This is a genomic window from Dietzia sp. DQ11-71, from assembly GCF_014144995.1.
Lineage (GTDB): Bacteria > Actinomycetota > Actinomycetes > Mycobacteriales > Mycobacteriaceae > Dietzia > Dietzia kunjamensis.
Window position 1 is genome coordinate 1 of sequence record NZ_JAALDT010000086.1, and the last position, 2,474, is coordinate 2,474.

3 protein-coding genes and 1 pseudogene are annotated in these 2,474 nt (G+C 73.0%); 2 read left to right on the forward strand and 2 right to left on the reverse strand.

The features are described 5' to 3' along the window. Positions 1–204: 204 nt before the first annotated feature. Together G6023_RS03555 and G6023_RS03560 are read right to left on the reverse strand one after the other, a co-directional pair. Positions 205–570, reverse strand: coding sequence for an FmdB family zinc ribbon protein (locus G6023_RS03555; protein ID WP_182634100.1), 366 nt, complete (start codon positions 568–570; stop codon positions 205–207). A 38-nt stretch (positions 571–608) separates the two neighbouring features. Beyond that, positions 609–1,235 (reverse strand): 5-formyltetrahydrofolate cyclo-ligase, encoded by a 627-nt coding sequence (locus G6023_RS03560; RefSeq protein WP_182634101.1) that lies wholly within the window; start codon positions 1,233–1,235, stop codon positions 609–611. A 64-nt stretch (positions 1,236–1,299) separates the two neighbouring features. Between G6023_RS03560 and G6023_RS03565 the strand changes: the two genes are divergently transcribed. Continuing rightward, positions 1,300–2,199, forward strand: a complete 900-nt coding sequence (locus G6023_RS03565) for a UTP--glucose-1-phosphate uridylyltransferase (protein ID WP_182634102.1) — start codon at positions 1,300–1,302, stop codon at positions 2,197–2,199. A gap of 64 nt (positions 2,200–2,263) precedes the next feature. After that, a pseudogene (locus tag G6023_RS03570) lies at positions 2,264–2,474 on the forward strand (molybdotransferase-like divisome protein Glp); the annotation flags it as partial.

Below are 2,474 nucleotides of genomic sequence, written 5' to 3' on the forward strand. Positions count from 1 at the left end.
GGTCGGTGCGCTCGACTCGAGCGCCGGGTCGGTGGGCACCGGGCGGGCCGGTGCCGTTCGATCAGACCGTAGCGGCGCGGCGGGGCGGCCATGCCGCTCCGGGCGCGCGGAGGTGCGACGCCTGTGGAGACGGCCGGGGGTGTGGATAACCGCGCGGGGAGAACCGGCGGGCGGTGCCCCGGCAGGTGACGACGACGGTGCCGGTTACGACGACGACGAGGTCGACGACCCCGAGGAGGAGCCCGAGCCGGTGGATGCGCCGGAGCCGGAGCCCGAGCCGGATCCCGAGGAACCGGACGTCGAGGAGCTGCTGTCCGACGAGCCGGAGCCCGAGGAACCGCTGCCGGACGAACTGCCGCCCGATCCCTTGCCGGCCGAGCCGCTGTCGCCGGAGGCCCGGCTGTCGGTGCGGTAGAAGCCGGAGCCCTTGAAGACGACGCCGACCGTGTTGAAGAGCTTGCGTAGCGTGCCGTCGCACCGGGGGCAGACCGTCAGCGAGTCCTCGTCGAAGGACTGCTGGATGTCGAAGGCGACGTCGCAGTCGCGGCACCGGTAGGAGTAGGTGGGCATCGGGCCTCCCGAGGAGTATCGGATAACGCCTTGGCACTCTACTCCGGCGAGTGCCAAGTTCCGAAGTCGAGAACCGCCTCCGGGGTGATGACGCCGTCGACCGGCCGGTCGTGTGGCTCGGCGGGGACGTGGTCGACGACGTTCTCGGAGTCCAGCAGCGCGAGCATCCTCGTGCGCGGGCCGGTCAACGCGAGGGACCGGTCGTAGTAGCCACCGCCCCGGCCGAGCCGGTTCCCGGACCGGTCCACGGCGACGGCGGGGACGAGGACGAGATCGGCACCCGAGATGAACTCCGGCCCGGCGGGCGGGGCCGACGGGACGGGGATGCCGAACCGTCCCGGGACCAGGTCCGCCGGCCCCGCGTACGCCGCCCACTGCAACGGGCCGACCACCGGCGAAACCGGCAGGAACACCCGCGCACCGCACCGGGTGAGTTCCTCGGCCTGACCCCGTCCGCCGGCCTCGTCGTCGTCGGGGACGTACGCGCAGACCACCATCCCGGCGGTGACGACGCCCCCCAGGCGCCCGAGGATCCTCCGGTCGCGTTCGGCGCGCACCGGCGCCGGCACCGCGGCCCGGCGATCGAGGGCCTCGCGGCGCAACCGCGTCTTGGCGACCGAGAGGGCGACGGTCTCGTCGGTACGATCGGGCCGGTCGGACTGCATGACCCCAGTCTGCCGCGCGTGGCGCCACCCCGAGGGGGCGGGTGCGAGGTCTAAGGTGGTCGCCATGACGTCCAGTACCTCTGTCGACCCGCAGTTCCGGACCGCCGTCGTGCCGGCGGCCGGCCTGGGGACCAGGTTCCTGCCCGCCACCAAGACGGTGCCCAAGGAACTGCTACCGGTCGTGGACACCCCGGGCATCGAGCTCATCGCCGAGGAGGCCACCGAGGCTGGCGCCGGGCGGCTCGCGATCGTCACCTCCGAGCGCAAGGTCGGCGTGATGGCGCACTTCTCCGAGGACCAGGTCCTCGAGGACACGCTGTCCGACCGCGGCAAGGACGTCCTGCTGCACAAGGTCAAGCGCGCCCCCGGGCTCATCGAGGTCGTGGACGTGCGCCAGGACGAGCCGCTGGGGCTCGGTCACGCGGTCGCGCAGGTGGAGTCGGTGCTCGGCGACGAGGAGAAGGCGGTGGCCGTACTGCTGCCGGACGACCTCGTCCTGCCGTTCGGGATCCTCGGCCGGATGTCGGCGGTCCGCGCGGCCCGCGGCGGCAGCGTGCTGTGCGCGTTCGAGGTGGATCCGGAGGACGTGTCGTCCTACGGCGTGTTCCGCGTCGAGGACACCGATGACCCGTCGGTGAAGAAGGTGCTCGGCATGGTCGAGAAGCCCGCCGCCGAGGACGCTCCGTCCAACCTCGCCGCGGCCGGGCGGTACGTGCTCGACCGGGCCATCTTCGACGCGCTGCGCCGGATCGAGCCGGGCGCCGGCGGCGAGCTCCAGCTCACCGACGCGATCGACCTGCTCATCAGCGAGGGACACCCCGTGCACGTGGTGGTCCACGACGGTACGCGGCACGACCTGGGCAACCCGGGCGGCTACATCAAGGCCTGCGTGGACTTCGCGCTGGACAACCCGGCGTACGCGGACGATCTCCGCGAGTGGCTCTCGGACCGGCTGGGTTCCTGACGAGCGCCGTAGGTGAGGCGGGCCCGCTCGGCGGGCGGTGACTGGTACGGGAAGGGGACACTGGGTGCGCTCCGTCGAGGAACAGCTGGCGCTGGTGACGGCGGCCGCGGTCGCCCCGCGCCCGGTCCGTGTGGCGATCTCCGAGGCGCAGGGTCTGTTGTGCGCCGAGGAGGTCGTGGCGGAACGGCCGCTGCCGGCGTTCGACCAGGCCGCCATCGACGGGTACGCGGTGCGCAGCGTCGACGTGCGCGCCGGCGGACCCACCCCCCAGGGCG

Bases quoted from the DNA above. Each gene is read 5' to 3' on its own strand.
- G6023_RS03565 (WP_182634102.1), top strand. From the start codon at position 1,300: ATGACGTCCAGTACCTCTGTCGACCCGCAGTTCCGGACCGCCGTCGTG.
- G6023_RS03555 (WP_182634100.1), bottom strand. From the start codon at position 570: ATGCCCACCTACTCCTACCGGTGCCGCGACTGCGACGTCGCCTTCGAC.
- G6023_RS03560 (WP_182634101.1), bottom strand. From the start codon at position 1,235: ATGCAGTCCGACCGGCCCGATCGTACCGACGAGACCGTCGCCCTCTCG.